Consider the following 26,215-nt stretch of genomic DNA (forward strand, 5'->3'; position numbering starts at 1 on the left):
CGGGACTGTTGCCCAGCGTGAACAGCAAGTCCAGTGGAGGATTAGCGGGCCGTCGTTACCAGTGCCGCACGCGCCCCGTATCGACATGGACGAAGCCGTCGCGCGGATAATAGCCGACACCGCCGCCGCCCAGAGCGAGAGCCGCGCCGTGCAGCCGATCGAGCGTTACGCCGGGCACCATGATGTCGGTCGCCTTGCCCAGCATGTGCTGGCTCTGGCTGGCAACGCCGGTATGTTCGCCGCCCTTGGCGCGGAGCGCGGCGTTGGTTGCGGGCGAGCGATAGCCCGAGATCAGATTGATCTTGCTGCCGCCGCTCAATTCCAGCTTGTCGCGCAACTGTACGAGCAAGGCGAGCAGACGGCGGTCCATCACCGTCGATTCACCGGTGCGCCAGTCGCGCAGGCCATGGTTCAGCTCGGCCAGTCCCTCGGGCAGGAACGTGCCGTTCCGCGCGAACAGCGCATCGACGGTTTCATTGTTGTGAACGTTGCGAATGGCCAGCCGCCATTCGGTGCCGACCGCCATGGCGGGAAAAGGGAGCGCAAGCGCTGCACCGCCGATGAGCGCGCCGCCAATCATCGCGCGTCGGGACAGGGTCATCGCTTCTGGCGTCACCTTGGACACAAGCCGGTATTCCAATCGTTTGTCTGCTTATCATAGTATGTAGGAGATTAAGGCGATGCGAAAAACCTTGGCTGGATCGGCTTGTCTGGCAATAGCATCGCTTGGTCTTGTTGGGGCCGCGCCCGTGGGAACTATCAACGCTGCGGCCCCCGCCGCGCTCGATATTTCGACGTTACATGTCCAGGTTATCCTCGATCATCTCGGCTTCTCGCCCGGCGTGCTCGATGGCCGCGCGGGCAAGTCATTGGTGGCGGCGCTCAAGGGCTTTCAGGAAACGCGGGGCCTTCCGCAAACCGGCGAGATGGATCTCACGACGCTGCGCGCGCTGCATCCCTATCGGGACTGGCGGCCGACACAGACGGTTGCGTTGACCGTTGACATGCTGGCGGGTCCGTTCGTCAATCCGCTGCCGAAGAACCCGCAACTCCAGGCAAAGCTGTCCTCGCTCGGATATCGCTCGCCGATGGAGAAGCTGGGCGAAATGTTCCACGCCAAGCCTTCGGTCCTGCTCGAATTGAACAGCCCGCAGACGCGGCTGGTGCCGGGCAGCAAGATCGTCGTGCCCAATGCGATCACAGCAGGACGTGCCTATGACCCCAAGCTGCCCGAGAAATGGCGGCAGACGCTCAGCGACCTGAACGTCGATTCGACGCAGCCGACGGGGGCGAAGGTGGTGGTCGACAAGTCCGAGGAGGTGCTGCGCGTTCTGGACAAGGACGGCAAGCTGGTCGCGCAGTTCATGGCGACGATGGGAAGCGAGCATGATCCGTTGCCGATCGGCACCTGGAAGATCCTGGGGCCGTCCTACAATCCGCCCTTCCACTACAATCCCAAGCTGTTCTGGGACGCAAAGAAGGGCGCAAGGGCGGCGTTGCTGCCACCGGGTCCAAACGGGCCGGTGGGCGTGGTGTGGCTTGATCTGTCCAAGCCGCATTACGGCATCCACGGGACGCCTTCGCCAGAGACGATCGGCCGGGCCGAAAGCCATGGCTGCATCCGCCTGACCAATTGGGATGCGGCGCGGCTGGCGATGATGATCAAGCCGGGCACGCCGGCTGTGTTCCAGGAATAATCCGTGGGGTGGTTGGGTCGTATCGCGCTGTTGGTCATTGCCGTCGCGGCGGCCGGGTGGATCGCTTTGCTGGCATTGTTGCCCGACGCTCCGCGCACGGCGGCGGGACTCACCACGCGACCGGTTGTGGCCGAACGGAACCCGTCCGGCACGCGTCTGGTCGTTCCGGTGGCAAGGGTGGCGCGCGGCGCTCTCATCGAGTCCTGGGGCGATCCGCGGGAGAATGGGCTGCGCCTGCATCACGGCACCGACATTGCCGCTCCGGCGGGCAGTCCAGTGCTGGCAGCCGCGTCCGGTACGGTTGAGAAGCTGTTCACAAGCGCGGCGGGCGGCACCACCGTCTATGTCCGCTCGCCCGACCGGCGCTGGACGTATTATTACGCGCATCTTTCCGCCTATGCGCCGGGGCTGCACGAGGGGCAGGGTGTCGCGGCTGGAACGGTGCTCGGCTATGTCGGCGATACCGGCAATGCCGGTGCGGGCAATTTCCAACTGCATTTCGGCCTGACGCGCACCACGCCCGAGCAGCATTGGTATGAAGGGGAGGATGTCGACCCCTACCGCTATCTTGCCGGACAGCCCTTGCCCGGCTAAAGGCCGCGCCTTGCTCTTTCCAACTACAGGCACCCCCATGAAGATCAACGCGGTCGAAATCCGTCCCGGCAACATTCTCGAATATGAAGGCGGCATCTGGAAGACGGTGAAAATCCAGCATACCCAGCCGGGCAAGGGTGGTGCCTATATGCAGGTCGAGATGAAGAACCTCATCGACGGCCGCAAGACCAACGTCCGCTTCCGCTCGGCGGAAAGCGTCGAGAAGGTCCGGCTCGATACGGTCGATTTCCAGTTCCTGTTCCGCGAAGGCGACACGCTGACCTTCATGGACAAGATCAATTACGAGCAGATCTCGCTCGACGCCGACATTCTGGGCGATGCCGCCGCCTTCCTGCAGGATGGCATGGATGTCGTGATGGAGCTGTGGGAAGAGCGGCCGATCTCGGTGCAGTTGCCCGACACGATCGAGGCGCTGATCGTCGAGGCCGACGCGGTGGTGAAGGGGCAGACCGCCTCGTCCAGCTACAAGCCCGCGATCCTGGAAAATGGCGTGCGCGTGATGGTGCCGCCGCACATTGGCGCGGGCACGCGCATTGTGGTCGATGTTTATGAACAGAGCTACGTCCGGCGGGCCGACTAACTAATGTCTCCCTCTCCCCGCTTGCGGGGAGAGGGTGGCCGAGCATAGCGAGGACGGGAGAGGGGCCGTTGTCGGGCGTAGCGCTCGAACCTGCCCCTCTCCCCGACCCTCTCCCCTGAAGGGGGAGAGGGAGATAGAAAGTAAGAATATGGCATCCCATTCCGGCCTGATGACGATCATGGACCGCGCCGCGCGCAAGGCCGGCCCGCGCTTGCGTCGCGATTTCAACGAGGTCCAGCAGTTGCAGGTCAGCCGCAAGGGGCCGGCCGACTTCGTGTCGATGGCCGATCAGCGCGCCGAGCAGACGCTGTATGAAGAATTGTCGCGCGCGCGGCCCGATTGGGGTTTCCTGATGGAGGAGCGCGGCGAGGTCGCGGGCGACCCCAACAAGCCGCGCTTCATCGTCGATCCGCTCGACGGCACGACCAACTTTCTCCACGGCATTCCGCATTTCGCGATTTCGATCGCGGTCGAGGAGCCGATGCCCAATGGCAAGCGCGAGATCACCTCGGGCCTGATCTATCAGCCGATCACCGACGAAGCGTTCTGGGCCGAAAAGGGGCGCGGCGCGTGGGTGCAGGAGCAGCGGCTGCGCGTATCGGCGCGCCGCGACCTGGCCGATTCGCTGATCGCGACGGGTATCCCGTTCCTGGGGCACGGCAATTTCGTCGAATGGAGCCGCATTTTCGGTGCGATTGCGCCGGAAGTCGCTGGGATCCGGCGGATGGGATCGGCCGCGCTCGATCTCGCCTGGGTCGCCGCTGGCCGGTATGACGGCTATTGGGAATCGGCGCTGCAGCCGTGGGACGTCGCGGCAGGGCTGTTGCTGGTCAAGGAGGCCGGTGGTTTCGTCACCGATTTCCGGGGTGGCGACCGCATGATGGAGCGCAGCGAATTCCTGGCGGCCAACGACGCGCTGCAATCGCGTTTGCACAAGCTGCTCGCGGGGGCACTCCGCTAAAATTTCGTCTCTCCCTCGACGCGAAGGGGAGCGGTACAGTCGAGCACCAACGCGATCGCTTCGTGCCTTTGTGTCTTCGTGCGAGAAGCTGTTTTTGCTCGCACGAAGACACAAACTCATAAAGAGCAGAACCGACTGCCACCGGCTGCGCTTATGGGCGAGACCGTCGGTCCTTGGGGGAAGGATTTTAGTTGCGATTCATTCTCACTCCCGCGACCCTTGCCCCTCAAAGTGCATCGTCCTAAAGCCCACGCACACCTGTTCGCACATGCGAGAAACCCATTGGTTGACCTGTCCCACTATTTGCCGATCCTGCTGTTCCTCGGCGTGGCACTCGCGCTCTCCAGCGCGTTCGTGTTTCTGCCGATGATCGTTGCCCGCCTGACCGGCGCGCACAAGCCGACCCCCGAAAAGCTGAGCGAATATGAGTGCGGCTTCCCCGCGTTCGAAGATCCGCGCAGCCAGTTCGACGTGCGCTTTTATCTCGTCGCCATCCTGTTCATCATCTTCGATCTGGAAGCGGCGTTTCTGTATCCCTGGGCCGTGTCGGTCTTCAAACTTGGCTGGGTCGCCTGGGGCTCGATGATGCTGTTCATCGTCGAACTGGCGCTCGGCCTGGTCTATGCGTGGAAGAAGGGAGCGCTCGAATGGGAGTAGAACTCATCCGTCCGTCCGGTCAGGATATCGTCCAGCCCGACGCGTCGTTCTTCAACGATCTCAATGGCGAACTCGGCGACAAGGGTTTCCTCGTCACCTCGACCGAAGAACTGTTCCAGTGGGCGCGTACCGGCTCGCTGTGGTGGATGACCTTCGGGCTCGCCTGCTGCGCGGTCGAGATGATCCACGTCAACATGCCGCGCTATGATCTCGAGCGTTTCGGCGCGGCACCGCGCGCGTCTCCGCGCCAGTCGGACGTGATGATCGTCGCAGGCACGCTGTGCAACAAGATGGCCCCGGCGCTGCGCAAGGTCTATGACCAGATGTCCGAGCCGAAATACGTCATCTCGATGGGGAGCTGCGCCAATGGCGGCGGCTATTACCATTACAGCTATTCGGTGGTGCGTGGCTGCGACCGGATCGTGCCGGTCGACATCTATGTGCCCGGTTGTCCGCCGACCGCCGAAGCGCTGCTCTACGGCATCATGCAGCTTCAGCGGAAGATCCGCCGTGTCGGGACGATCGAACGGTGAGGGCCCCCGCTCCAGCCTATGTCGCCAATGACGGCGTAATCGACGCGGCCCGCGCTGCGCTTGGTGCCAAGTTGCTCGCGCCGGTCGAGGCGGTGGGTGAGGTTGCGCTGCATGTCGATCGTGCCTCGCTGGTCGAGACGATGGTCGCACTGCGCGACACGCCGGGCCTCGAATATCAGCAGCTGATGGAAATCGCGGGCGTCGATTATCCCGATCGCGGTGTCGATCGGTTCGAGGTCGTCTATTGCCTGCTATCGCTGACGCGCAACCACCGCATCCGCGTGCATGTGCAGACCGATGACGAGAAGCCGGTGCCGTCCGTGACGGGCATCTGGCCGGTCGCGGGCTGGCTCGAGCGCGAAGTGTACGACATGTATGGCGTGCTGTTCTCGGGCAATGCCGATCTCCGTCGCATCCTGACCGATTACGGCTTTCGTGGTCATCCGCAGCGCAAGGACTTTCCGCTCAGCGGCTATGTCGAACTGCGCTATTCGGAAGAAGCCAAGCGCGTTGTATACGAGCCTGTCGCGCTGGCGCAGGATTTCCGCACCTTCGATTTCATGAGTCCCTGGGAAGGTGCCGAATACGTCCTGCCCGGCGATGAAAAGGCCAAGCTGCCTGAGGAAAAGGGCGCGCCGACGCCGCTCAAGGCCGACGAGGTCGTCAAGGCGGATGCGGCTGCCTCGCCCAAACAGGCATCGAGCCAGCCCAAGACGACCGACAGCACCGCGCAGTCCGGTGCCGGTAAGGCGGGGCCCGATGCGGGCGATAAGCCGGCCAATCCCGATCTCGTCCCTTCGAAGGGCAGCGGCACTGGCGGAGGACAGAACCAGTGAGCACTCTTCTTCCGTTCGTTTCGAGCGAAGTCGAGAAACCGACACGCGCGCCCGGATCCTGTTTCTCGACTTCGCTCGAGACGAACGGGGCGGGGGTGGCCGTACACTCAGAGGTGGTCGCATGACCGAATATCTCGACCAGATCGAACATCGCCTTGACGGGGAAGATCCCGAAGTCGGCGATGTCGAGATTCAGAATTACACGATCAACTTTGGCCCGCAGCATCCCGCCGCGCACGGTGTTTTGCGTTTGGTGATGGAGCTGGACGGTGAAATCGTCGAGCGAGTCGACCCGCATGTCGGCTTGCTGCACCGCGGCACCGAGAAGCTGATCGAGTACAAGACCTACACGCAGGCGCTGCCGTATTTCGACCGGCTCGATTATTGCTCGCCGCTGTGCATGGAGCATAGCTATGTGCTCGCGGTCGAGAAATTGCTCGATCTCGAAGTGCCACTGCGCGCGCAATATCTCCGCGTGCTGTTCGCCGAGCTGACGCGCATTTCCAACCACATGCTGAACCTTGGTTCGCATGTCATGGACGTCGGCGCGATGACGCCGAACCTGTGGCTGTTCGAAATCCGCGAAGATTGCATGAACTTCTTCGAACGCGTCTCGGGCGCGCGGATGCACAGCGCCTATTTCCGGCCGGGCGGCGTCCATCAGGATGCGCCGCTCAAGCTGCTGACCGACATCGCCGACTGGCTCGACACGCGCTTGCCGCGTTTGTTCGAGGATGCGATCTCGCTCGTTGCCGACAACCGCATCTTCAAGCAGCGCAACGTCGATATCGCGACGGTCAGCCGTGACGATGCGATCAAATGGGGCTTTTCGGGCCCGATGATCCGCGGTTCGGGCATCGCCTGGGATTTGCGCAAGGCGCAGCCTTATGACGTTTACGCCAAGATGGACTTTGAGGTGCCGGTCGGCACGCGCGGCGATTGCTATGACCGGTTCATGGTGCGCGTCGAGGAAGTCCGTCAGTCCGCGAAGATCATGAAGCAGTGCCTGCGTGATATGCCCGAAGGTCCGATCGCGTCGCTCGACCGCAAGGTGGTGCCGCCCAAGCGCGCGGAAATGAAGCGCTCGATGGAAGCGCTGATCCATCACTTCAAGCTCTACACCGAAGGCTATCACGTGCCTGCGGGCGACGTGTATGTCGCAACCGAAAGCCCCAAGGGCGAGTTCGGCGTGTATCTGGTCGCCGACGGCACCAACAAGCCGTATCGCTGCAAGATCCGCCCGACGGCGTTCTCGCATTTGCAGGCGATGGACTTCATGGCGAAGGGCCACATGCTGGCGGACACCACCGCGATTCTGGGCGCGATGGATATCGTGTTCGGGGAGTGCGACCGGTGAGCAGCGCCCGTCTCGCCACCGCGCATCGCATGATCGCGCGCTACAATGCGCAGGATGCCGATGGCTATGTCGCGGAGATGACCGGCGATGCGTGCGAGGCGACCTATCGCGGGGCGGTCATCCGCGACGGGCAGGAGGGCGTTCGCGCGGGCTTGAAGGCGATGTTCGCGCAATATCCCGAGAACCGGGCCGAGGTGCTGTCTTCCTACGTGCTCGGTGAGACGGTCGTCTTGCACGAAAACGTGTCGCGCGGCCCCGGTGCCGAACAGTTTGAAGTCATGTCCATTTATTCGTTTGAGGGCGACAAGGTCGCCCGCGTGGAGTTCATCCGCTAATGGCCGACGCGCCCAAAATTCCTGACGAAGCCGAAACCCGCGCGCGCTGGGGCGCGTTTGCGTGGACCGAGGAAAACCAGAAAAAGGCGAACGAGATCCTCGGTCGCTATCCCAAGGGCCGCGAGCAATCGGCGTCGATCCCGTTCCTTGACTTGGCCCAGCGCCAGGTCGGGGCGGAGACGCAGACGCAAGGCTGGTTGCCGGTCCCGGTGATCGAATTCGTCGCGCGGCAGATCGGCGTGCCGTACATGCGCGTCTATGAGGTCGCGACCTTCTACACGATGTTCAACATGGCACCGGTCGGCCGCTATCACGTTCAGGTGTGCGGCACGACGCCGTGCCTGTTGGGTGGCAGCGACGATGTACTGTCGGCGTGCAAGAATAAGGGCTTGTCCAAGGGGCACACCACCCCGGACGGCCTGTTCACGCTGACCGAGGTGGAGTGTCTGGGCGCGTGCGCCAATGCGCCGATGGTCCAGATCAACGACGATAATTTCGAAGACCTGGATTACGACAAGACGATCGCGCTGCTCGAGGCGCTGGCCGAGGGTAAGCCGGTGACGCCGGGTTCGCAGACCGGGCGCCGCGATAGCTGCCCGGCAGGCGGGCCGACCTCGCTCAAGGACATGGTTGCCGAGAACCACGATTATCGCGGGGAATGGGCATGAACAAAAACACCATCGTACTGATCCTGGCGATCATCGGCGGCATCGTGGTCGCGGGTTGGGTGTTGCGGCTGACGCTGTCGCTGCTCGGGCCGTTGGTCGTGATCGGTCTTGGCGTGGTGATCTATCTCGCGCTCACCGGCAACAAGCGGATCGGGGGGGGCAAGTAACGTGCTCGCTGACAAGGATCGCATTTTCACCAACGTCTACGGCTTCCAGCCGTGGACCCTCGACGCCGCGATCATGCGTGGCGATTGGGACGACACCAAGGGCCTGATGGCGCGCGGGCAGGATGCCCTGATCGACGCGGTCAAGGCGTCCGGCCTGCGTGGCCGTGGCGGCGCGGGTTTCCCGACCGGCACCAAATGGTCGTTCATGCCCAAGGAGCCGAAGGCCGATCGCCCGAACTTCCTGGTGATCAACGCCGACGAATCCGAGCCGGGTTCGTGCAAGGACCGCGAGATCATCCGGCATGATCCGCACAAGCTGATCGAAGGCGCGCTGATCGCGGGCTATGCTATGCGCGCGCGGGCGGCCTATATCTACATTCGCGGTGAATATATCCGCGAAGCCGAAGTGCTGTTTGCGGCGGTCGCCGAGGCGTATGCCAAGGGGCTGATCGGCAAGAATGCGAGCGGATCGGGCTATGATTTCGACGTGTTCGTCCATCGCGGCGCGGGCGCGTATATCTGCGGTGAAGAAACCGCGATGCTCGAAAGCCTGGAGGGCAAGAAGGGCCAGCCGCGGCTGAAGCCGCCTTTCCCGGCCGGGGCGGGCCTTTATGGCTGCCCGACCACGGTGAACAACGTCGAATCGATTGCGGTGGTGCCGACGATCCTGCGGCGTTCGCCCGAGTGGTTCGCCAGCTTCGGTGCGGAGAACAATCGCGGCACCAAGCTGTTCCAGATCAGCGGCCATGTGAACACGCCGTGCGTGGTCGAAGAAGCGATGTCGATCACCTTCCGCGAACTGATCGAAACGCATTGCGGCGGCATTCGCGGCGGGTGGGACAATCTGCTCGCGGTGATCCCGGGCGGTTCCTCGGTGCCGCTGGTGCCAGCCGCCGAGATCATGGATTGCCCGATGGATTTCGACGGCCTGAAGAAGGTCGGCTCGGGTCTGGGCACAGCCGCGGTCATCGTCATGGACAAGTCGACCGACATCGTCCGCGCGATCAGCCGCTTGTCGTACTTCTACAAGCATGAGAGCTGCGGCCAGTGCACGCCGTGCCGCGAGGGCACCGGCTGGATGTGGCGCGTGATGGAGCGGATGCGCACCGGCGACGCCGACATTTCCGAGATCGATACGCTGTATCAGGTGACCAAGCAGGTCGAAGGCCACACGATCTGTGCGCTCGGCGATGCGGCGGCGTGGCCGATCCAGGGCCTGATCAAGCACTTCCGCCCCGAGATGGAGCGGCGCATCACCGAAAAGCGCGGTGGTGGGTCGAGCCCGATGCTGGAGGCGGCGGAGTGACCGACGAACGCGCCGATATCATGCTCGAAATCCTGAAGAGCATTCAGGCTGACGTCGCCGCAGTCAAGCGGGAGCAGACTTCGCAAGGGATTCGCTTGCTGGCGCTTGAGGACCACATCCGGGGCCTGGTCGGTACGATTTACGGCATCCAGTCGGATGTCGCAGACCTTAAGATGCGTGTCGATCGGATCGATCAACGCCTCGGCCTAGCCGATACGGAACACTGATATGCCCATAGTCAAAGTCGATGGTGTCGAGATTGAAGTTCCCGCCGGGGCCACCGTGCTCCAGGCGTGCGAACTCGCCGGCAAGGAAATCCCGCGCTTCTGCTATCATGAGCGGCTGAGCATCGCGGGCAATTGCCGCATGTGCCTGGTCGAGGTGAAGCCCGGACCGCCCAAGCCGCAGGCATCCTGCGCGCTGCCGGCGGCGGACAAGCAGGAAATCTTCACCAACTCGCCAATGGTCAAGAATGCGCGCGAAGGGGTGATGGAGTTCCTCCTGATCAACCATCCGCTCGATTGCCCGATCTGCGATCAGGGTGGCGAATGCGATCTGCAGGACCAGTCGGTCGCTTATGGCCGTGGCACCTCGCGCTATGACGAGAATAAGCGCGCGGTCACCGAGAAATATATGGGGCCGATCGTCAAGACGGTGATGACGCGCTGCATCCAGTGCACGCGCTGCATCCGCTTTGCCGAGGAAGTCGCCGGCGTCGAGGAAATCGGTGCGATCGGGCGTGGCGAGAACATGCAGATCGTGTCGTATCTCGAGCGTGCCGTGACGAGCGAGCTGTCGGGCAATGTCGTCGATCTGTGCCCGGTCGGCGCGCTGACCTCCAAGCCTTATGCATTCGAGGCGCGCCCGTGGGAGCTGAAGAAGACGCTGACGATCGACGTGATGGACGCGGTCGGCACCAACATCCGGCTCGATTCACGCGGTCGGCAGGTGCTGCGCGCGCTGCCGCGCATCAACGAGGACGTGAACGAGGAATGGGCGAGCGACAAGACGCGCCACGCGGTTGATGGCCTCGTCCGCCGTCGCCTCGACAAGCCGTATATCCGTAAAGACGGTCGCCTGACCGAAGCGTCGTGGGATGCGGCGTTCCTGGCGATTTCGCAGGTCGACGCAGGCGCGAGCGTGGCTGCGGTCGCGGGCGATCTGGTCGATTGCGAGACGATGTATGCCACCAAGGCGTTGCTCGGCAGCATGGGCTCCACCCTGCTCGAAGGCCGCCAGACCGGCATGGATTATGACACGTCGAGCTTGGCCGCGGTCAATTTCAACACGACGATCGCGGGCACCGAAAAGGCCGATGTGATCCTGATCGTGGGCAGCAACGTGCGCTGGGAAGCGCCGCTGGTGAACACGCGCATCCGCAAGGCGATCAAGAAGGGCGCCAAGGTCTTCGCGATCGGGCCGGAAACCGAGCTGACCTATAAGGTCGAGTGGCTGGGTGCCGACCTCGGCGTGCTCGGAGCTCTGCCGGAAGCGGTGACCGAGGCGTTCGCCAAGGCGGAGCGTCCGATGGTGATCGTCGGCGGGGCTGGGCTCAAGGTGTTGGGTGCGGCACTCGCGCTGGTGCCGTCGCTGGGTCTGGTCAAGGATGGCTGGAACGGCTTCAACGTGCTGCACATGGCGGCGAGCCGCATGGGCGGCCTGATGCTGGGCTATGCGCAGAAGGGCGGCATTGCCGATCTGGTTGCGGCCAAGCCGAAGCTGGCTTTCTTTCTGGGTGCGGACGAGGTCGATTTCGGCGCGTTTGCGGACACGTTCAAAGTCTATATCGGCCATCATGGCGACAAGGGGGCTGCGGCAGCGGACGTGGTTCTGCCAGCGGCGAGCTATGCCGAAAAGTCCGGCACCTATGTCAATCTCGAAGGCCGGGTGCAGCGCGGCGAGCGCGCGGTGTTCCCGCCGGGCGATGCGCGCGAGGATTGGACGATCCTGCGCGCCCTGTCGGGCGTGCTGGGTAAGACGCTGCCGTTCGACACGATCGAGGAACTGCGCGCAGCAATGGCGGTCGATACGCCTGCGCTGGGGACGCTGGGGCTGGCGACGTTCGATTGGGCACCGCCTGCGCTGGATGCGGCGGCTGCGGGCGAGATTGCCGGTTATCTGATCAAGGATTTCTATCTGACGAACGCGATCTGTCGTGCGTCGCCGACGATGCAGCGCTGCTCGGCTGAACTTGTCCACGGCCAGGAATTCGCGGAGGCGGCGGAATGACCAGTTTCTTCACCTACCGTTTCGGCCTGCCCTTTGGTTGGGCGTGGTTCCTTGCCACGCTGATGGACATCTTGCTGATCGCGCTGCCGGTGATGCTGGCGGTGGCGATGCTGATCTATGCCGATCGCAAGATCTGGGCGTCGATGGCGCTGCGCCGGGGGCCGAACGTGGTTGGCCCGCTCGGGCTGCTGCAGTCCTTTGCCGACGGCCTCAAGGTGTTCCTGCAGGAAACCATCGTTCCGGCCGCCGCCAACAAGGCGCTGTTCCTGATCGCGCCGATCATCACCTTCACGGTCGCATTGATTGTGTGGGCGGTGGTGCCGTTCGATGCGCGCGCCGCACTGGCCGATATCAATGTCGGCTTGCTCTATGTGCTCGCGGCGTCATCGCTTGGCGTTTACGGCATCATTCTCGCCGGTTGGGCGTCCAACTCGAAATATCCGTTCTTCTCGGCGATCCGCGCGGCGGCGCAGATGGTGTCGTATGAAGTCGCAATCGGCTTCGTGCTGATTTCGATCGTGATGTGGGCGGGCAGCTTCAACCTGACCACGATTGTGGAGGCGCAGAAGAGCGTGATGGGGACGCCGGTCAACGGCTTCTTCCTCAACCCCTTGCTGTTCCCGATGGCGGTGGTTTTCTTCATCTCGTCGCTGGCCGAGACGCAGCGCGCACCGTTCGATCTGGCCGAGGCCGAGAGCGAGCTGGTCGCGGGTTATCAGACCGAATATTCGTCGATGGCGTTCGCACTCTACTGGCTTGGCGAATATGCCAACGTCATCCTGATGTGTGCGCTGAATGCCACGTTGTTCTGGGGTGGCTATCTGCCGCCGCTGGATCTTCCGATCCTGTATGCGGTGCCGGGGATCCTCTGGCTGTTTATCAAGATCCTGCTGTTCTTCTTCGTGTTCAGCTGGGTGAAGGCGACCGTCCCGCGTTACCGCTATGACCAGCTGATGCGGCTGGGGTGGAAGATCTTCCTGCCGCTGTCGCTGTTCTGGGTGTTCCTGGTGTCCGGCTTCCTCATGCTGACCCGCGTTGGAGTTCCGTCATGAGCCTTGCTCAGATCATCAAATCCTACACGCTTTGGGAGTTCCTCAAGGCGCACGCGCTGACCTTGCGGTATTTCTTCAAGGCCAAGGCGACGATCAACTATCCGTTCGAGAAGAACCCGCTCAGCCCCCGCTTCCGCGGCGAGCATGTGCTGCGGCGCTATCCGAATGGCGAGGAACGCTGCATCGCGTGCAAGCTGTGCGAGGCGGTGTGCCCGGCACAGGCGATCACGATCGAGGCCGAACCGCGTGACGACGGCAGCCGCCGCACGACGCGCTACGACATCGACATGACCAAGTGCATCTTCTGCGGCCTGTGCCAGGAAGCGTGCCCGGTCGATGCGGTCGTCGAGGGACCGAACTTTGAATATGCGACCGAAACGCGCGAGGAACTGATTTACGATAAGGCGAAATTGCTCGCCAACGGGGATCGCTGGGAAAGCGCCATCGCGGCGAACCTTGCCGCCGATGCGCCGTACCGTTAATCGCCAGCCGACTGTAAGGGGCCCACTGATTCCGTGATACAGGCACTCGCCTTTTATCTCTTCGCGACGATCGTTATCGTGTCGGCCGCGTTGACGATTACCGCCCGCAACCCGGTCCATGCCGTGCTGTGGCTGATCCTCGCTTTCTTCAACGCCGCCGGCCTGATGGTGCTGGTGGGGGCGGAGTTTATCGCGATGCTGCTCGTCATCGTCTACGTGGGCGCAGTCGCCGTGCTGTTCCTATTCGTGGTGATGATGCTCAACATCGATTTTGCGGAGCTGCGCGCGGGGTTCGTGCGCTACGCGGCACTCGGCGCGGTGCTCGCGATCGGGCTGGCGGCGGAGATCATGGTCGCTTTCGGGGCCTGGAGCGCGGGCAAGATCGAGCTCGCCCGCCGCGCCGCGCCGACGCCGGAAACGGTGCCCAATATCGAAGCGCTCGGGATGCTGCTCTACACGCGCTATCTGTTCGTGTTTGAAGGGGCAGGGCTGGTACTGCTGGTCGCCATGATCGGCGCAATCGTGCTGACACACCGCGACCGCACGGGTTCGCGCAAGCAGAACATCGCACGCCAGAATGCGCGGCGTCCGCAGGATGCGACGCGCAACACGCAGCCGACTGTCGGCGGAGGGATAGACCTGTGATTGGGCTCGGCCATTATCTCGTCGTCGGGGCGATCCTGTTCGCGCTCGGCGTGTTCGGCATCATCGCCAATCGCAAGAACCTGATCGTCATGCTGATGGCGATCGAGTTGATCCTGCTGGCGGTGAACCTCAATTTCGTGGCCTTTTCGGGCTATCTGCATGACCTGGTGGGCCAGGTTTTCGCGATGTTCGTGCTGACGGTGGCGGCTGGCGAGGCCGCGATCGGCTTGGCCATTCTCGTTATCTATTTCCGCAGCCGCGGGACGATCTCGGTTGACGATGTCAACCGGATGAAGGGGTGATCGCGACGTGACGTCTATCCTTTTCATCGTTTTCCTGCCGCTGCTGGCGGCGATCGTCGCGGGCTTCTCGAACAAGACGTTCGGGGCGGTCCTGCCGAAGATCGTGACGACGGGCGCGCTGTTTATCTCGGCGTTCCTGAGCTGGACAGTCTTCATCCCATATCTGAGCGGTGGCGAAGCCACGGTGACGCCGGTGCTCGACTGGATCCACTCGGGCGACATGCGCATCGACTGGGCGCTCCGCGTTGATGCGCTGACGGCCGTGATGCTGGTGGTGATCACCAGCGTCTCGGCGCTCGTCCATCTGTATAGCTGGGGCTATATGGATGAAGACCCGGACCAGCCGCGCTTCTTCGCCTATCTGTCGCTGTTCACCTTCGCCATGCTGATGCTGGTGACCGCCGATAATCTGGTCCAGATGTTCTTCGGCTGGGAAGGCGTGGGTCTCGCATCCTACCTGCTGATCGGCTTCTGGTTCCGCAAGCCCAGCGCCAATGCCGCCGCGATCAAGGCGTTCGTCGTCAACCGTGTCGGCGACCTTGGTTTCATGCTCGGCATCTTCGGCACCTATCTGGTGTTCCACACCATTTCGATCCCCGAAATCCTGCGGCTCGCGCCGGGGATGGCGGGGTCGACGATCGGGTTCGTCGGCTATCGCATCGACACGATGACGCTGCTGTGCCTGCTGTTGTTTGTCGGCGCGATGGGCAAGTCGGCGCAGCTCGGCCTGCACACCTGGTTGCCCGACGCGATGGAAGGGCCGACCCCGGTGTCGGCGCTGATCCACGCGGCGACGATGGTCACCGCCGGTGTGTTCATGGTGTGCCGCCTGTCGCCGATGTTCGAAACGTCGCCGTTCGCGCTGCATGTGGTGATGACGATCGGTGCGGCGACCTGCCTGTTCGCGGCGACAGTCGGGCTGGTGCAGACCGACATCAAGCGCGTGATCGCTTATTCGACCTGTTCGCAGCTCGGCTACATGTTCTTCGCGGCCGGGTGTGGCGCTTATGGCGCGGCGATGTTCCACCTGTTCACGCACGCTTTCTTCAAGGCGCTGCTGTTCCTGGGTGCGGGGTCGGTGATCCATGCAATGCATCACGAGCAGGACATGCGCTATTATGGCGGCCTGCGGAAACACATCCCGTGGACCTTCTGGGGGATGATGATGGGGACGCTGGCGATTACCGGCGTTGGCATTCCGGCGGTGTTCGGGAACCCGATCGCCTTTGGCTTTGCGGGCTTCCACTCGAAGGACGCGATCATCGAAGGCGCCTGGGCCGCAGGCCAGCATGGCGCGTCGATCGTCGGCATCATCGTTGCGTTGCTGACCAGCTTCTATTCGTGGCGCCTGATGTTCCTCACCTTCTGGGGCAAGCCGCGCTGGGAGCAGTCCGAGCATATCCAGCACGCGTTGCACGATGCGCATGGCCACCGCCATAACGATCATGGCCACGACGACCATGCGCACGCCCATGCTGATCACGGCCATGGCCATGCGGCGCATAGCGAAGGGACGGGCGGCTATCATCCGCATGAGAGCCCGGTCCCGATGCTAATCCCGCTGATCCTGCTGTCGATCGGTGCGGTGTTGGCAGGCTTCGTGTTCCACGGCTATTTCATCGAGCCGAGCGCAGGCGAGGCTTATTGGCATGGCGCGATCGCGTTCAACGAGCATCTGATGCATGCGATGCACGAGGTGCCGCTTGGTGTGAAGCTGTCGGCCTCGGTGGCGATGCTGCTCGGCCTGCTGGGCGCATACATCTTCTACATCCGCTCGCCGGAAGCACCGGCCAGGCTGGCCGCGACCTACCGTCCGATTTACCTGTTCCTGTTGAACAAATGGTATTTCGACGAACTCTACAACCTGCTGTTCGTGAGGCCTGCCTTCGCGCTCGGCCGCTTCTTCTGGCACCGTGGTGACGAGAAGACGATCAACCGCCTGGGGCCGGATGGTGCCGCGTGGGTGGTCGAGCGGAGTGCGCGCGTCGCGGGCAGGGTCCAATCGGGATATGTATACACTTATGCGTTCGTCATGCTGCTGGGGTTAACCGGGGCCGTGACCTGGGCGATCAACATTTGGGCGACGAGCAAGTGAGCGGCCTTCCCATGCTATCGATCATGCTCGCCATCCCGGCGATCGCAGCCATTGCCTGTCTCTTTGCCAGTGCGCAGGGCGCGCGCTGGATCGCGTTGATCGCGACGCTGGTCGATCTCGTGCTCGGGATCTGGCTGTGGGCCCATTTCGACATTGGCGGGCCGCAGTGGCAGTTCGTCGAGAATGCCGGCAGCCTGGGCGTGTTCAGCTGGAAGCTCGGTATCGACGGCTTCGCGCTGATGCTGGTGATGCTCAGCGTGTTCTTGATGCCGATCTGCATCGGCGCGAGCTGGGTAGCGGTCACCGAGCGCGTGCAGGAATATATGGCGGCGTTCCTCATCACCGAAATGCTGATGATCGGCACGTTCACGGCGCAGGACATGTTCCTGTTCTACATCTTCTTCGAGGCTGGTCTGATCCCGATGTACCTGATCATCGGCATCTGGGGCGGCGCGAACCGCATCTACGCTTCGTACAAATTCTTCCTCTACACGCTGCTGGGCTCGCTGCTGATGCTCGTCGCGATGCTGTGGATGGTCAGCTATTCCGGCACCAGCGACATTCCGACGCTGCTGGGCACCGATTTCCCGGTGCGCGTGCAGCCGTGGCTGTGGCTTGCTTTCTTCGCCTCGTTCGCGGTGAAGATGCCGATGTGGCCATTCCACACCTGGTTGCCCGATGCGCACGTGCAGGCACCGACGGCAGGTTCTGTGATCCTGGCCGGCGTCTTGCTGAAGCTGGGCGGATACGGCTTCCTGCGCTTCTCGCTGCCGATGTTCCCGGAAGCCTCGGCGCAGTTCGGCTGGCTGATCCTGTCGCTGTCGGCGATTGCGGTGATCTACACCTCGCTGGTCGCGCTGGTGCAGTCCGACATGAAGAAGCTGATCGCCTATTCCTCGGTCGCGCATATGGCGATCGTGACGATCGGTTTGTTCGCCTTCAACCGGCAGGGCATCGAAGGCGCGATGGTCGTCATGCTCAGCCACGGCCTGGTATCGGCGGCGCTGTTTCTGTGCGTCGGCGTAATTTACGATCGGCTGCACACCCGCGAAATCAACCGTTATGGTGGCCTTGCGATCAACATGCCGCGCTACGCCTTGCTGTTCATGCTGTTTACCATGGCATCGGTCGGCTTGCCGGGCACTAGCGGGTTCGTCGGCGAGTTCCTGTCGCTGGCCGGGACCTATCGCGTGTCGACGCTGGCGACCTTGCTGTGCACCACCGGGATCATCCTGGGGGCTGCCTATATGCTGTATCTGTATCGCCGCGTGGTGTTTGGGGAGATCGTCCATGACGATGTCCGCGCCATGCCGGATTTGAGCCTGCGGGAGATTGCGTTGCTGGCCCCGATTGCCGCCGTTGTGTTGTGGATGGGGGTTTACCCTGAGAGCTTCCTTGCGCCCATGCGCGGCGATGTGGCGACCTTGCAGGCGCGGATCGCGCGGGCAGCGCCGGCTGGCGATTCGCTGCCGACCGCTGGCAAGGCGCTGGCGACACCCGCCGAACATGCGGAGGCACGGCCATGAACGCTTCGCTATTGATGACCTTGCCGGAACTGGTGCTGGCGGTTGGCGCGATCGCGTTGATGCTGGTGTCGGCCTGGGGTGGACAAGCCTCCACCCGGTTGGTGTCCTGGGCATCGGTTGCGGTGCTGATCGGCGCAGGCATTGCGCTGATGGGTCCGGCCTCGTCGGGCGGTTCGGCTTTTGGTGGGCTGTACCGTGCCGATGCCTTTGCCGCCTTTGCCAAAGTGCTGATCTATGGCGCGTCGGCCGTAGCAATTATCCTGGCCCCGCGCTTCTTCGCGATTGGTCGCGGCGACGATCTGCGTCCTGAATATCCGGTGCTGATCCTGCTGTCGGCTGCGGGCATGGGCATGATGGTGTCGGCGGGGGATCTGTTGACGCTGTATGTCGGCCTCGAACTGCAGAGCCTTGCGGCCTATGTGCTGGCAAGCTTCATGCGGCGCGATGTGCGCTCGGCCGAAGCGGGTTTGAAGTATTTCGTGCTGGGCGCGCTGGCGAGCGGCATCCTGCTCTACGGCATCAGCCTGGTCTATGGCTTCAGCGGGACCACGTTGTTCTCGTCGATTGCCACCGCTTATGGCGCCGGCCAGTCGCTTGGATTGACCTTCGGGCTCGTGTTCGTGTTTGCCGGGCTGGCGTTCAAGATGAGCGCGGTGCCGTTCCACATGTGGACCCCCGATGTGTACGAAGGCGCGCCGACGCCAGTGACGGCGTTCTTCGCCTCGGCCCCCAAGGTGGCGGCGATCGGGCTGGCGGTGCGCGTTGCGGTCGAGGCAATGGGCCCTGCGACCGACCAATGGCGGCAAATCGTGATCTTCGCGGCGCTTGCCTCGATCATCTTCGGTGCGGTTGCGGCGATCGGGCAGACCAACGTCAAGCGCCTGCTCGCCTATTCGTCGATCAACAATGTCGGCTTCGTGCTGATCGGTCTTGCCGCCGGTACGCAGGACGGCGTGGCGGCAGTGCTGTTCTACCTTACGGTCTATGTCGTGATGACGCTGGGCAGCTTCATCGTGGTGCTGCAGATGAAGGATAGCGAGGGGCAACCTGTCGAGACGATCGCGAGCCTCGCCGGCCTGTCGCGCTCGCGTCCGGCGCTGGCCTTGGCGATGGCGACCTTCATGTTCTCGCTGGCGGGGATTCCGCCACTGCTGGGCTTCAACGCGAAGCTGGCGGTGTTCAACGCCGCAGTGCACGGTGGTTTGTATCCGCTGGCGGTCGCAGGTTTTGTCGCGTCGGTGATCGGTGCCTATTATTACCTGCGCGTGGTCAAGGTGATGTACTTTGACGCACCGGGCGAGGCCTATAGCGGCCGCGCCACGCCGGTGGAGAGCCTGCTGGTTACGCTAGCGGCGTTGTTTGTCTCGCCGGTCGGGTGGCTGACCTTGGGTACGCTCGGCGTGTGGACCACCACCGCCGCCAAGGCGCTGTTCTGACGGTTACGATCCGCACCGTCGCCGAGACGGGGTCGACCAACGCCGACATGCTGCAGCTTGCCCGTTCCGGGGTAGGCGAGGGGCTGTGGTTGCGTGCCGAGCGACAGCTTGGCGGGCGCGGGCGGCAAGGGCGGGCGTGGGTGTCGCCGGTTGGCAATTTCTACGGTTCGACGCTGGTGCGGGTGCGCGCGAGCGATCCGCCGCCCGCAACGCTGGCGCTGGTGGCGGCGGTCGCGTTGGACGAGGTCGTGCGGGCCTATCTTGGCCTTTCGGGGGCGGATGAGGCGCTGCTGATCAAATGGCCCAATGATTTGCTGATTGCGGGTGCGAAGCTCTCGGGCATTTTGCTCGAACGGGCCGATGACGCGGTAGTGGTGGGGATCGGCGTCAATCTTGCCCATTACCCGGATGATACCGATCGCGCCGCCACCAGCCTCGCGGCGCGGGGCGCGGGCGTTGACCCGGCCGACTTCGCCCAAACCCTGGCCGAGTCGTATGCTCGCTGGCTCGGCCTGTGGCGAGGGCAGGGGCTTGCGCCCGTCCGGGCGCGCTGGATCGAACGGGCGCACCGCCCAGGTACCGCGCTGACCGCGCGTCTCGCCGATGGCACGGCGGTGGACGGCTTGTTCGACGGGCTGGGCGAGGACGGTGCCCTTATCCTGCGCTTGGCGGATGGCGCGGCCCGTGTCATTCACGCTGGCGACGTTTTTCTGCTGTGAGAGGCTCTACGCCCATGTTGCTCGCGATCGATGCCGGTAACACCAATGTCGTCTTCGCGCTGGTCCAGGGCCGCACGATCAAGGCGCGCTGGCGTATCGCGACCGACCCGCGCCGCACCGCCGACGAATATGCGGTGTGGCTGAGCCAGTTGCTGACGCTGGAAGGTTATGATCGGAGCGAGGTGACCGGTGTCATCATCGCTACCGTAGTCCCGCGCGCGCTGCACAATTTGCAAACGCTGGCGCGCAAATATTTCGGCGGCGAGCCACTGATTGCCGGCGAGCCGCCGGTCGAATGGGGCATGGCGCTCGATGTCGACGAGCCGCGCAGCGTCGGGGCCGACCGCGCCGTCACCATGATCGCGGCGCACGCGTTGCACAGCGGCGATTTGATCGTGATCGATTTCGGCACCGCGACGACGCTCGACCTAGTCGACTATAGCGGTGCCTATAAAGGCGGCATCATCGCGCCGGGCATCAACCTGTCGCTCGATGCGCTGGTTACCGCTGCAGCCAAGCTTCCGCGCATCGCGATCGAAGCGCCTGCGTCGACAAGCGTGATCGGTCGGGACACCGTCAGCCAGATGCAGATCGGCATCTTCTGGGGCTATGTCGCCATGATCGAGGGGCTGGTTGCGCGGATGAAGGCGGAGGTTGGGCGTCCCGTGCGCGTCATCGCGACGGGAGGCCTCGCGATCCTGTTCGAGCAGCATACCACTATGTTCGACATGGTCGAACCCGACCTTACAATTCAGGGGCTGGCGATTTTGTGGGATCGCGCCCATATAGCGTCCTAGAGTCAGCGTGCGTGCGCCTCCGCCAGAACCCTGTGGTTGTGCGGTGCCCCGCTTCCCCGATCTCTACGAAATTCCGCGCCTGACCGCGCACATCCCCCGGTTCGCGTTCGCGCGACCATCTTTGAAAGAACAGACACCTCCGTGACAACACCCAAGAAAGAACTCCTGTTCCTGGCCCTGGGCGGGTCGGGCGAAATCGGCATGAACGTCAATCTCTATGGCTGCAACGGCAAGTGGTTGATGGTCGATTGCGGCATCACCTTTGCCGATCCGCAATATCCCGGCATCGACGTGATCCTGCCCGACCTGCAATTCATCGAGGAGCGTCTCGACGATCTGGTCGGCATCGTGCTGACGCACGGCCATGAAGACCATATCGGCGCGTTGCCGTATCTGGCCGAAGATCTGGGCGTGCCGCTTTATGCAACGGCGTTCACCGCCGGGCTGATCCGCGGCAAGCTCGAGGAAGAAGGTAATGCCAACCGGGTCAAGCTGAAGGTCATCAAGCCCGATACCAAGGTCGACCTTGGACCGTTTGGCGTGACCTTCGTGCCGTTGTCTCACTCGATTCCCGAGGCGAGCGCGCTGCTGATCGATACCCCATATGGCCGGGTGTTCCACACCGGCGACTGGAAGCTCGATGCGGCTCCGGTGATCGGCCATCCCACCTCGCCGGAGGCGCTCGAGGCGATCGGTAACGAAGGCATCCTCGCGCTGGTTTGCGATTCGACCAATGTGTTCAACGCCGAGGCTTCGGGGTCTGAGAGCGACGTGCTGTCAGGCCTGATGGGCGTGATCAGCCAGGCCAAGGGCCGGGTGATGGTCACTTCGTTCGCGTCGAATGCGGCGCGGTTGCACACGCTTGGCGTGGTCGCACGGGAGACGGGACGCCAGCTCAGCGTACAGGGGCGCTCGCTCGATCGCATCCTGAAGGTTGCGCGCGCTACGGGGTATCTCAAGGATTTCCCCGACACGATCGATGCCGAGGCGGCGATGCGGTTGCCGCGTGACAAGGTGCTGGTGGTGGCGACGGGCGGGCAGGGCGAAGACCGCGCCGCCTTGGCGCGCGTTGCCAATGGGCAGCATCCGATTTCGCTCGATAGCGGCGATACGGTCGTATTTTCGTCCAAGCAGATCCCCGGCAATGAAGTCGCGATCGGGCGTATCCAGAATCAGCTCGCGGCCAAGGGCGTGATCATGATCACCGATCGACAGGCGCACGTGCACGTGTCGGGCCACCCGGGCCGGCCCGAGCTGCTGCAAATGTACCGCTGGATGAAGCCGGAATTGCTGATGCCGGTACACGGCGAAATGCGGCACCTGATGGAGCAGGCGCGCTTCGGCTTGTCCGAGGGCGTGCCGCGCGCGTTGGTGCAGACCAATGGCGACATCGTGCGGCTCGCCCCCGGCGCGCCGACTAAGATCGGCAATGCACCGGTCGGGCGCTTGGTGCTGGACGGCGATGTGATCTTGCCGGGTGACGGCCAGACGATCAACGAACGCCGCAAACTGGCGATCAACGGGCAGATCTCGGTCGCGGTGGCGATCGGCTCGCGCGGGCTGATCGGCACGCCGCAAGTGCGCATCCAGGGCATTCCGGTCGAGGAAGACCGCGATCCGTTCCTGGAGGAGACGGTCGATGCCGTCATCGCCGCCGCCAAGCAGAACGGGCGCGACCGCGAGAAACTGCGCGAGAACATCCGGCTGGCCGCGCGCAAGGTCGCGACGCGCTGGACCGGCAAGAAGCCCAATGTCGACGTGCTGCTGATCGAGGCCTAACCGACATGCGGTGGACCTCGGCGCTGGCGATTTATTTCCTGTTCTGGGCGTTCTCGGTGTTCTTCGTCTTGCCCTTCGGGGTCAAGACCAGCGACGAGGCCGGGGTCGAACGCGTCCCCGGCCAGGCCGAGAGCGCCCCGCACGAGTTCCATCCGCGCAAGGTCGCGATCCGCGTAACCATCGTCGCGACGATCCTGTGGTCGCTCTATATGCTGAACTACCATTTCGGCTGGTTGACGCCGCAAATGATCGACGTGTTCGGCGCGTGGAACGGGGTGGAGTAAGCCCCCTCCCGAGCGGGAGGGGGTAATGCGGACGAGGGTTTACCCCTCGTCGTCGGCAGGCTTGCTCTGCAGCTGGACGTAATTTTCGATGCCCATGCGCGCGATCATCTCAAACTGGCGTTCGAGCGTGTCGACATGCTCTTCCTCGCTGTCGAGGATGCGGCGGAACAGGTCGCGGCTGACATAGTCACGGACCTTCTCGCAATGCTCGATCGCGTCGCGCAGAAGCGGAAGCGCGTCCATCTCGAGCGCGAGATCGGCCTTGAGGACTTCCTCAACGGTCTCGCCGATGCGCAGGCGACCGAGCATCTGGAAATTGGGCAGGCCATCGAGGAAAAGGATGCGCTCCGACAGCCAGTCGGCATGCTTCATCTCGTCGATCGATTCATGGCGCTCGAATGCCGCGAGCTTGCGTACGCCCCAATGATCGAACAGCCGATAATGCAGCCAATATTGGTTGATCGCGGTCAGTTCGTTTTTGAGTGCCTCGTTAAGATACTCGATGACCTTGATATCGCCCTGCATTTATACGTCCTTTTTGCGGTTCGCGGACGATCTTAGGCGACGGCGCGCTCTTCGTCGATAATGGCGCGGGCAACGGGCACGCATTGGCCACATTTCGCCTGACAGCCCATCGCCCGATACGCTTGGCACGCAGTCCGTGACCCGCTGCGTGCGGCAGCGCGGACATCGCGTTCACGGATGGCATTGCAGATGCAGACGACCATGGATTCTCCCTTCGGAACCCATGTTGTATCGCTAATGAGAATGGATCGCAATCGCTGTTGCGATCCATTCTCACAAGAAGTTTCAGCTCTCGACCGGAGCGACGTCGCCCATCAATTTCGGGAAGAAGCCCTCGTGCGCTGCGCGCAGATCGGCGAGCGTGACGACATAGTCATCGTCGGGCAGTTCGAAGATCAGGCGATTGGCGATGGTGCGCCCGATTCGTTCGATCTCGACGCCCGCCGCATCCGCTGCGGTCAGCGTGTCGAGCAGCAGATGGTCGGCGACGGTGGCGACATACAGGCCCTGGTCCTCGCCGAACAGCGCACAAGCGACCCCGCATGGCAGCGGAGCGTGCAGCATCGCACCGATATTGCCCGCCAGTGCCATCTCGGCGACCGTCACGGCAATGCCGCCGTCGGACACGTCGTGCACTGCGGTGAGCGCGCCCGTGGCGATATGCGCACGGACGAACTCGCTGTTGCGGCGCTCGGCTTCGAGGTCGACCGTGGGTGGCGCACCTTCCTCGCGACCATGGACTTCGCGCAGCCATAGCGACTGCCCGAGATGGCCCGAGCGTTCGCCGATCAGCACGATGACGTCGCCGGTGCCCTTGAATGCGATGGTCGCGGATTTCGACCAGTCGGCCAGCAGCCCGATCGCGCCGATCGCGGGGGTCGGCAGGATCGCCGAGCCGCCGCCGGTCGCCTTGCTCTCATTGTACAGCGAGACGTTGCCCGACACGATCGGAAAGTCGAGCGCACGGCAGGCGTCGCCCATGCCATCGAGACAACCGACGAACTGCGCCATGATTTCGGGGCGCTGCGGGTTGGCGAAGTTGAGGCAATTGGTGACGGCAAGCGGCGTCGCGCCGACCGCCGACAGATTGCGATAGCATTCGGCGATCGCCTGCTTGCCGCCTTCATAAGGATCGGCATAGCAATAGCGCGGCGTGCAATCGGTGCTCATCGCCAGCCCCTTTTGCGTGCCGTGGACGCGCACGACGGCGGCGTCGCCGCCCGGGCGCTGGACCGTGTCCGCGCCAACTTGCGTATCATATTGCTCGTAAATCCACCGGCGCGACGCGATGTCGGGCGAGCCCATCAGCGTCAGCAGATCCGCAGCGACGTCGGTCGAGTCGGGGATCTCGCCCAGCGGCCTGACCTTGGCCCAGGCCTGATACTCTTCCTTCGAAGCCGCGGGGCGATCGTAGAGCGGTGCCTCGTCGGCGAGCGGGGCGAGCGGGATGTCGGCAACCGTCTCGCCATTGAAGGTCAGCACCATGTGGCCGGTATCGGTGACGTGGCCGATGACCGCGAAATCCAGCTCCCATTTGCGGAAGATGGCTTCGGCGAAATCCTCACGGCCGGGCTTCAGCACCATGAGCATCCGCTCCTGGCTCTCGCTCAGCATCATCTCATAGGGCGTCATGCCGGTTTCGCGCTGCGGCACCGCATTCATGTTGAGTTCGATGCCGACGCCGCCCTTGGACGCCATTTCGACCGAGGAAGAAGTGAGACCGGCGGCACCCATGTCCTGGATCGCGACGATCGCGTCCGAGGCCATCAGTTCAAGACAGGCTTCGATCAACAGCTTCTCGGTAAAGGGATCACCGACCTGCACGGTCGGACGCTTGTCGCCGGTCTCCTCGGAGAAATCGGCCGACGCCATCGTTGCACCGTGGATGCCGTCGCGACCGGTCTTGGAGCCGACATAGACGATCGAATTTCCGATGCCCGACGCCGCCGAATAGAAGATCTTGTCGGTCTCCGCGACGCCGACCGTCATCGCGTTGACGAGGATGTTGCCGTCATAGGAGGAGTGAAAGTTCACTTCGCCGCCAACCGTCGGCACGCCAACGCAATTGCCGTAGCCGCCAATGCCATGCACAACGCCCGAAATGAGGTGGCGCATCTTGGGATGATCGGGCCGACCGAAGCGCAGCGCGTTGAGGTTGGCGACGGGCCGCGCGCCCATCGTAAAGACGTCGCGCAAAATGCCACCAACGCCGGTCGCTGCGCCCTGATAAGGCTCGATATAGGACGGGTGGTTGTGGCTCTCCATCTTGAAGATCGCCGCCTGGCCATCGCCAATGTCGACCACGCCGGCATTCTCGCCGGGGCCGCAAATCACTTGCGGGCCGGTGGTCGGCAGCTTTTTCAAATGGATGCGGCTGGATTTATACGAGCAATGCTCGGACCACATGACCGAGAAAATGCCAAGCTCGGTCAGATTGGGCTCGCGGCCCATCGCGTGCAGGACACGCTCATATTCTTCAGGGGACAGCCCGTGCTGGGCGACGATCTCTGGGGTGATGTCGGTCATGGCGCGGCTTTAGCGAGCGTGGGCGGCGGCGTCACCCCATCCAGCATCAAACCGACATTTTTGCGCCGCTGCACCGGTTGCGCAGTGGCGGGGGCGGCCTCGATTC

The 26,215-nt window shown here is 63.2% G+C and carries 29 protein-coding genes; 25 read left to right on the forward strand and 4 right to left on the reverse strand.

Going from position 1 to position 26,215, the window contains the following annotated elements; all coding sequences use genetic code 11:
- Positions 1-55: 55 nt before the first annotated feature.
- Positions 56-601 carry a DUF882 domain-containing protein gene (locus EJC47_RS09875; RefSeq protein WP_126847263.1) on the reverse strand — a complete coding sequence of 182 codons (546 nt, stop codon included), beginning with the start codon at positions 599-601 and terminating at the stop codon, positions 56-58.
- Positions 602-680: 79 nt separating this feature from the next.
- Here EJC47_RS09875 and EJC47_RS09880 point away from each other — a divergent pair, with 79 nt between their 5' ends.
- The 25 genes from EJC47_RS09880 to EJC47_RS10000 all read left to right on the forward strand — a co-directional run bounded on the left by EJC47_RS09880 (position 681) and on the right by EJC47_RS10000 (position 23,058).
- Entirely contained in the window at positions 681-1,697 is a 1,017-nt protein-coding gene (locus tag EJC47_RS09880; RefSeq protein WP_126847265.1) for a L,D-transpeptidase family protein, read from the forward strand.
- Between the two features lie 3 nt (positions 1,698-1,700).
- Positions 1,701-2,291, forward strand: a complete 591-nt coding sequence (locus EJC47_RS09885; protein ID WP_126847267.1) for a M23 family metallopeptidase — start codon at positions 1,701-1,703, stop codon at positions 2,289-2,291.
- Between the two features lie 37 nt (positions 2,292-2,328).
- The gene (gene efp / locus EJC47_RS09890; RefSeq protein WP_126847269.1) at positions 2,329-2,892 is read left to right on the forward strand and encodes an elongation factor P; all 564 of its coding nucleotides are present in this window, start codon (positions 2,329-2,331) and stop codon (positions 2,890-2,892) included.
- Between the two features lie 148 nt (positions 2,893-3,040).
- Positions 3,041-3,853, forward strand: a complete 813-nt coding sequence (locus tag EJC47_RS09895; RefSeq protein WP_033963272.1) for an inositol monophosphatase family protein — start codon at positions 3,041-3,043, stop codon at positions 3,851-3,853.
- Between the two features lie 282 nt (positions 3,854-4,135).
- Positions 4,136-4,510 (forward strand): NADH-quinone oxidoreductase subunit A, encoded by a 375-nt coding sequence (gene ndhC, locus EJC47_RS09900; protein WP_010402587.1) that lies wholly within the window; start codon positions 4,136-4,138, stop codon positions 4,508-4,510.
- Positions 4,501-5,043 (forward strand): NuoB/complex I 20 kDa subunit family protein, encoded by a 543-nt coding sequence (locus tag EJC47_RS09905; protein ID WP_010402589.1) that lies wholly within the window; start codon positions 4,501-4,503, stop codon positions 5,041-5,043. Before ndhC ends, EJC47_RS09905 begins: the two co-directional genes overlap by 10 nt.
- Complete coding sequence (locus EJC47_RS09910; protein WP_126847271.1) at positions 5,040-5,879, forward strand: NADH-quinone oxidoreductase subunit C; 840 nt, start codon at positions 5,040-5,042, stop codon at positions 5,877-5,879. The genes EJC47_RS09905 and EJC47_RS09910 overlap by 4 nt, the downstream gene beginning before the upstream one ends.
- Before the next feature lie 121 nt (positions 5,880-6,000).
- The gene (locus EJC47_RS09920) at positions 6,001-7,236 is read left to right on the forward strand and encodes an NADH-quinone oxidoreductase subunit D (RefSeq protein WP_126847273.1); all 1,236 of its coding nucleotides are present in this window, start codon (positions 6,001-6,003) and stop codon (positions 7,234-7,236) included.
- Positions 7,233-7,571: a nuclear transport factor 2 family protein gene (locus EJC47_RS09925; protein ID WP_126847275.1), complete on the forward strand. Its 339-nt coding sequence runs from the start codon at positions 7,233-7,235 to the stop codon at positions 7,569-7,571. The genes EJC47_RS09920 and EJC47_RS09925 overlap by 4 nt, the downstream gene beginning before the upstream one ends.
- On the forward strand, positions 7,571-8,239 hold the full coding sequence (locus tag EJC47_RS09930) for a complex I 24 kDa subunit family protein (protein WP_010402596.1): 669 nt from the start codon (positions 7,571-7,573) through the stop codon (positions 8,237-8,239). The genes EJC47_RS09925 and EJC47_RS09930 overlap by 1 nt, the downstream gene beginning before the upstream one ends.
- Positions 8,236-8,406 (forward strand): hypothetical protein, encoded by a 171-nt coding sequence (locus EJC47_RS21020; protein ID WP_185867630.1) that lies wholly within the window; start codon positions 8,236-8,238, stop codon positions 8,404-8,406. The genes EJC47_RS09930 and EJC47_RS21020 overlap by 4 nt, the downstream gene beginning before the upstream one ends.
- A 1-nt stretch (position 8,407) precedes the next feature.
- Positions 8,408-9,712 (forward strand): NADH-quinone oxidoreductase subunit NuoF, encoded by a 1,305-nt coding sequence (gene nuoF, locus EJC47_RS09935; protein ID WP_126847277.1) that lies wholly within the window; start codon positions 8,408-8,410, stop codon positions 9,710-9,712.
- Positions 9,709-9,939 (forward strand): hypothetical protein, encoded by a 231-nt coding sequence (locus EJC47_RS09940; RefSeq protein WP_126847279.1) that lies wholly within the window; start codon positions 9,709-9,711, stop codon positions 9,937-9,939. Before nuoF ends, EJC47_RS09940 begins: the two co-directional genes overlap by 4 nt.
- 1 nt (position 9,940) lies before the next feature.
- Positions 9,941-11,941 (forward strand): NADH-quinone oxidoreductase subunit NuoG, encoded by a 2,001-nt coding sequence (gene nuoG / locus EJC47_RS09945; RefSeq protein ID WP_126847281.1) that lies wholly within the window; start codon positions 9,941-9,943, stop codon positions 11,939-11,941.
- Positions 11,938-12,993 (forward strand): NADH-quinone oxidoreductase subunit NuoH, encoded by a 1,056-nt coding sequence (gene nuoH, locus EJC47_RS09950; RefSeq protein WP_126847283.1) that lies wholly within the window; start codon positions 11,938-11,940, stop codon positions 12,991-12,993. The genes nuoG and nuoH overlap by 4 nt, the downstream gene beginning before the upstream one ends.
- Positions 12,990-13,475, forward strand: a complete 486-nt coding sequence (gene nuoI / locus EJC47_RS09955) for an NADH-quinone oxidoreductase subunit NuoI (protein WP_126847286.1) — start codon at positions 12,990-12,992, stop codon at positions 13,473-13,475. The genes nuoH and nuoI overlap by 4 nt, the downstream gene beginning before the upstream one ends.
- A 33-nt stretch (positions 13,476-13,508) precedes the next feature.
- Complete coding sequence (locus EJC47_RS09960; protein ID WP_033963256.1) at positions 13,509-14,120, forward strand: NADH-quinone oxidoreductase subunit J; 612 nt, start codon at positions 13,509-13,511, stop codon at positions 14,118-14,120.
- Positions 14,117-14,422 carry an NADH-quinone oxidoreductase subunit NuoK gene (gene nuoK / locus EJC47_RS09965; RefSeq protein WP_010402606.1) on the forward strand — a complete coding sequence of 102 codons (306 nt, stop codon included), beginning with the start codon at positions 14,117-14,119 and terminating at the stop codon, positions 14,420-14,422. Before EJC47_RS09960 ends, nuoK begins: the two co-directional genes overlap by 4 nt.
- 7 nt (positions 14,423-14,429) lie before the next feature.
- Positions 14,430-16,517 (forward strand): NADH-quinone oxidoreductase subunit L, encoded by a 2,088-nt coding sequence (nuoL, locus tag EJC47_RS09970; protein ID WP_126847288.1) that lies wholly within the window; start codon positions 14,430-14,432, stop codon positions 16,515-16,517.
- The gene (locus EJC47_RS09975) at positions 16,514-18,043 is read left to right on the forward strand and encodes an NADH-quinone oxidoreductase subunit M (protein WP_126847290.1); all 1,530 of its coding nucleotides are present in this window, start codon (positions 16,514-16,516) and stop codon (positions 18,041-18,043) included. Before nuoL ends, EJC47_RS09975 begins: the two co-directional genes overlap by 4 nt.
- On the forward strand, positions 18,040-19,479 hold the full coding sequence (gene nuoN, locus EJC47_RS09980; protein WP_126847292.1) for an NADH-quinone oxidoreductase subunit NuoN: 1,440 nt from the start codon (positions 18,040-18,042) through the stop codon (positions 19,477-19,479). The genes EJC47_RS09975 and nuoN overlap by 4 nt, the downstream gene beginning before the upstream one ends.
- 8 nt (positions 19,480-19,487) lie before the next feature.
- Positions 19,488-20,198, forward strand: coding sequence for a biotin--[acetyl-CoA-carboxylase] ligase (locus EJC47_RS09985; RefSeq protein ID WP_126847460.1), 711 nt, complete (start codon positions 19,488-19,490; stop codon positions 20,196-20,198).
- A gap of 14 nt (positions 20,199-20,212) precedes the next feature.
- The gene (locus tag EJC47_RS09990) at positions 20,213-20,995 is read left to right on the forward strand and encodes a type III pantothenate kinase (protein WP_126847294.1); all 783 of its coding nucleotides are present in this window, start codon (positions 20,213-20,215) and stop codon (positions 20,993-20,995) included.
- Positions 20,996-21,196: 201 nt separating this feature from the next.
- Complete coding sequence (locus EJC47_RS09995; protein WP_185867637.1) at positions 21,197-22,774, forward strand: ribonuclease J; 1,578 nt, start codon at positions 21,197-21,199, stop codon at positions 22,772-22,774.
- A gap of 5 nt (positions 22,775-22,779) precedes the next feature.
- Positions 22,780-23,058 carry a DUF1467 family protein gene (locus tag EJC47_RS10000; protein ID WP_010402623.1) on the forward strand — a complete coding sequence of 93 codons (279 nt, stop codon included), beginning with the start codon at positions 22,780-22,782 and terminating at the stop codon, positions 23,056-23,058.
- A 39-nt stretch (positions 23,059-23,097) separates the two neighbouring features.
- On the opposite strand, the gene bfr is transcribed toward EJC47_RS10000, so the two are convergent.
- The 3 genes from bfr to purL all read right to left on the reverse strand — a co-directional run bounded on the left by bfr (position 23,098) and on the right by purL (position 26,109).
- Positions 23,098-23,583 carry a bacterioferritin gene (gene bfr, locus EJC47_RS10005; protein WP_010402625.1) on the reverse strand — a complete coding sequence of 162 codons (486 nt, stop codon included), beginning with the start codon at positions 23,581-23,583 and terminating at the stop codon, positions 23,098-23,100.
- Between the two features lie 32 nt (positions 23,584-23,615).
- A complete protein-coding gene (locus EJC47_RS10010) occupies positions 23,616-23,786 on the reverse strand; it encodes a (2Fe-2S)-binding protein (protein ID WP_081988574.1) in 171 nt (56 codons plus the stop codon).
- Positions 23,787-23,868: 82 nt separating this feature from the next.
- The gene (gene purL, locus EJC47_RS10015; protein WP_126847298.1) at positions 23,869-26,109 is read right to left on the reverse strand and encodes a phosphoribosylformylglycinamidine synthase subunit PurL; all 2,241 of its coding nucleotides are present in this window, start codon (positions 26,107-26,109) and stop codon (positions 23,869-23,871) included.
- Positions 26,110-26,215: the final 106 nt, after the last annotated feature.

The organism is Sphingomonas sp. TF3 (assembly GCF_003985085.1).
Lineage (GTDB): Bacteria > Pseudomonadota > Alphaproteobacteria > Sphingomonadales > Sphingomonadaceae > Sphingomonas.

Excerpts from the sequence above, each read along its gene's own strand:
- EJC47_RS09875 (WP_126847263.1), bottom strand. The coding sequence starts at position 601 with ATGACCCTGTCCCGACGCGCGATGATTGGCGGCGCGCTCATCGGCGGT.
- EJC47_RS09880 (WP_126847265.1), top strand. The coding sequence starts at position 681 with ATGCGAAAAACCTTGGCTGGATCGGCTTGTCTGGCAATAGCATCGCTT.
- efp (WP_126847269.1), top strand. The coding sequence starts at position 2,329 with ATGAAGATCAACGCGGTCGAAATCCGTCCCGGCAACATTCTCGAATAT.
- EJC47_RS09895 (WP_033963272.1), top strand. The coding sequence starts at position 3,041 with ATGGCATCCCATTCCGGCCTGATGACGATCATGGACCGCGCCGCGCGC.
- EJC47_RS09905 (WP_010402589.1), top strand. The coding sequence starts at position 4,501 with ATGGGAGTAGAACTCATCCGTCCGTCCGGTCAGGATATCGTCCAGCCC.
- EJC47_RS09920 (WP_126847273.1), top strand. The coding sequence starts at position 6,001 with ATGACCGAATATCTCGACCAGATCGAACATCGCCTTGACGGGGAAGAT.
- EJC47_RS09930 (WP_010402596.1), top strand. The coding sequence starts at position 7,571 with ATGGCCGACGCGCCCAAAATTCCTGACGAAGCCGAAACCCGCGCGCGC.
- EJC47_RS21020 (WP_185867630.1), top strand. The coding sequence starts at position 8,236 with ATGAACAAAAACACCATCGTACTGATCCTGGCGATCATCGGCGGCATC.
- nuoG (WP_126847281.1), top strand. The coding sequence starts at position 9,941 with ATGCCCATAGTCAAAGTCGATGGTGTCGAGATTGAAGTTCCCGCCGGG.
- nuoH (WP_126847283.1), top strand. The coding sequence starts at position 11,938 with ATGACCAGTTTCTTCACCTACCGTTTCGGCCTGCCCTTTGGTTGGGCG.
- nuoI (WP_126847286.1), top strand. The coding sequence starts at position 12,990 with ATGAGCCTTGCTCAGATCATCAAATCCTACACGCTTTGGGAGTTCCTC.
- nuoN (WP_126847292.1), top strand. The coding sequence starts at position 18,040 with ATGAACGCTTCGCTATTGATGACCTTGCCGGAACTGGTGCTGGCGGTT.
- EJC47_RS09990 (WP_126847294.1), top strand. The coding sequence starts at position 20,213 with ATGTTGCTCGCGATCGATGCCGGTAACACCAATGTCGTCTTCGCGCTG.
- EJC47_RS09995 (WP_185867637.1), top strand. The coding sequence starts at position 21,197 with ATGAACGTCAATCTCTATGGCTGCAACGGCAAGTGGTTGATGGTCGAT.
- EJC47_RS10000 (WP_010402623.1), top strand. The coding sequence starts at position 22,780 with ATGCGGTGGACCTCGGCGCTGGCGATTTATTTCCTGTTCTGGGCGTTC.
- bfr (WP_010402625.1), bottom strand. The coding sequence starts at position 23,583 with ATGCAGGGCGATATCAAGGTCATCGAGTATCTTAACGAGGCACTCAAA.
- EJC47_RS10010 (WP_081988574.1), bottom strand. The coding sequence starts at position 23,786 with ATGGTCGTCTGCATCTGCAATGCCATCCGTGAACGCGATGTCCGCGCT.
- purL (WP_126847298.1), bottom strand. The coding sequence starts at position 26,109 with ATGACCGACATCACCCCAGAGATCGTCGCCCAGCACGGGCTGTCCCCT.